This window comes from Falsigemmobacter faecalis, from assembly GCF_003863335.1.
Lineage (GTDB): Bacteria > Pseudomonadota > Alphaproteobacteria > Rhodobacterales > Rhodobacteraceae > Wagnerdoeblera > Wagnerdoeblera faecalis.
This window is the reverse complement of record NZ_RRAZ01000084.1, coordinates 1-1,887: the sequence shown is the minus strand read 5'-3', so window position 1 is coordinate 1,887 and position 1,887 is coordinate 1. Positions and strand designations below refer to the sequence as shown.

At 62.6% G+C, this 1,887-nt stretch carries 3 protein-coding genes and 1 pseudogene; all 4 read right to left on the bottom strand.

The genetic code is table 11. From position 1 onward, the window contains the following. Positions 1 to 862, bottom strand: a pseudogene (locus EG244_RS20070) (IS66 family transposase); the annotation flags it as partial. Between the two features lie 58 nt (positions 863 to 920). Then, entirely contained in the window at positions 921 to 1,271 is a 351-nt protein-coding gene (tnpB, locus tag EG244_RS20065; RefSeq protein ID WP_124966908.1) for an IS66 family insertion sequence element accessory protein TnpB, read from the bottom strand. Continuing rightward, a complete protein-coding gene (gene tnpA / locus EG244_RS20060; protein WP_124966907.1) occupies positions 1,268 to 1,672 on the bottom strand; it encodes an IS66-like element accessory protein TnpA in 405 nt (134 codons plus the stop codon). Before tnpA ends, tnpB begins: the two co-directional genes overlap by 4 nt. Then, a partial coding sequence (locus EG244_RS21255; RefSeq protein WP_233589087.1) for a hypothetical protein occupies positions 1,623 to 1,887 on the bottom strand: 265 nt, incomplete at its 5' end. The genes tnpA and EG244_RS21255, both read right to left, overlap by 50 nt.

Here is a 1,887-nt window from a genome sequence, read left to right as displayed (position 1 = left end):
CACCTTTGGCCATCAGCGGCACGCTTGTATCGTCTCCATGCAATCGCTCGGCCGCCAGCACATGGGCACGGATCAGGTCGGGGAGGGGCTGCAATGCCACCGCACAGGTGCCAACCTGATCGGTCAATGTCGGGAGGCTGACCCCGACACCTTCCTTTGCATAACGCTCCGCCTGCCTGTGGAGCGGCTGGTGCCGGCCCCTCGCCATGGTCTCTCGGACCAGTGGCGTTCCCATGGCTCGATCTCAAACAACACCATCGCCAGGAAATTCGGCCCTGCCCAGCCCCGTGGTGTCGGGTGGAAAGGGCGGGCGGCTGGCTGATCCGCTCGCAGTCACGGGCCGGGTGAACTTCTCGCGCCCCGTCTGAATGACCTTCCACTGGCGCGGGACAACTTCCAGCGTCTCGGTGATGTCTTCGCCCATCTTCACGATGCGCCCCGAGCCGCAGCAGATGCAGGAGCTCGGCGCCTCGACCAGCACGCGCTCGCGCGGCAGATGGTCCGGGAACGGCCTGCGGGCGGGACGGCGACGTTCAAAGCCCGTCACAGCGGTCCTGGCGGGAGCCGCATCAGAGCGGGCCAGGTCTTCGCCCTGACCGGCTTCCCGATCTTCAGACTGCAGTTCAAGCGGCTCAATCAGGCGGGCATGGCGTTCGGCGCTGTGGCCATATTGCTCGCGGCGCAGCTTGGCGATCTGCAGGCGCAGGTGTTTGATCATCTCATCGGCAGCAGAGGCGACTGCCTGGGCCTGGCTCAAAGCCGCACGCGTGGTCTGCAGGTCAGCCTCCGGCCCGGAGGCGCGTGCCTCAGCCGCTGCCAGGGCGGCCATGAGGGAAGCGATATCGGGCGCGGTCTCTGACATGGCAGAGACCTACTACATCAGGGCCATAAAACCCAACAAAACAAGGGTGATATGGCAATTATCCTGCCGATTTCGGCCGCTGGGTCCAGCGCGGATTGCGCCAGTCGATCCCTTCCGGAAGATAGCCAGGCTGTGCACTCGAGACAGGCACGGTCGCTCCGCTCTGGCTGACCGGCCAGATAAATTTACCTGCCTCCAACCGCTTCAGATAGAGCGACATGCCAACGCCGTCATGCCAGAGGATCTTGATCAGATCGCCTTTGCGGCCGCGGAAGCAGAAGATCTCGCCACCATGCGGATCACGACTCAAGCCCTGCTGCACCTTGAGCGCCAGAGTGTTCATGCCGCAGCGCATATCGGTGACACCGCCCGCGATCCAGACTTTGACCCCCGCAGGCAAGGCAATCATAGCGGATCTGCCACGCAAAGAAGGACAGTCAGAACCTCCGGCGCCAACGCGGCCGAGAAGCTGATCCGCCGTCCGTTGCTCAGAAAGAGGTCGATCCGATCCGCTGCTGATCTCTCAGCCGACCCTATGCCGGATGTCGCAGCACCGGCCTCCAGCATCAGTGGCGTAAACGTTGGCGTGTCGCCTGCTGCGCTGTCGGAACCCTGCCGAAGCTCCCGTCGCCAGATCGACAAAAGAGAGCGCGAAATACCGTAACGACGTGCCGTGGCCGACCCTTGCCGCACGCCCCGATAACTCTCTTCGACAATCCGCAGCTTGTCCTCATCGCTCCAATGGCGACGCCGGCCCGCTTCATCGGCCGTGAAAATCTCGATCGAGGGAGAATGTGTAGAAAATGACATAAGGCAATGCCTTAAGCCTATTTACAAAACCAAGGCCCTGTCCGCCATCAGCACCCGTGGAACAGTTTGGCGTGATTGCGTAGCGGAGGGTTTGCGGCTCATCTTTACCCCAGCTGGAGTTGAAGATGATGAAGAACCGAAGGACCGCGCCAGCGAAACCCGTGACGCCAAAGGCCCCTGCCGGGCAAGTCGTGAAGGACATCCGGCGTGCGACG

Bases quoted from the DNA above. Each gene is read 5' to 3' on its own strand.
- tnpB (WP_124966908.1), bottom strand. From the start codon at position 1,271: ATGATTGCCTTGCCTGCGGGGGTCAAAGTCTGGATCGCGGGCGGTGTC.
- tnpA (WP_124966907.1), bottom strand. From the start codon at position 1,672: ATGTCATTTTCTACACATTCTCCCTCGATCGAGATTTTCACGGCCGAT.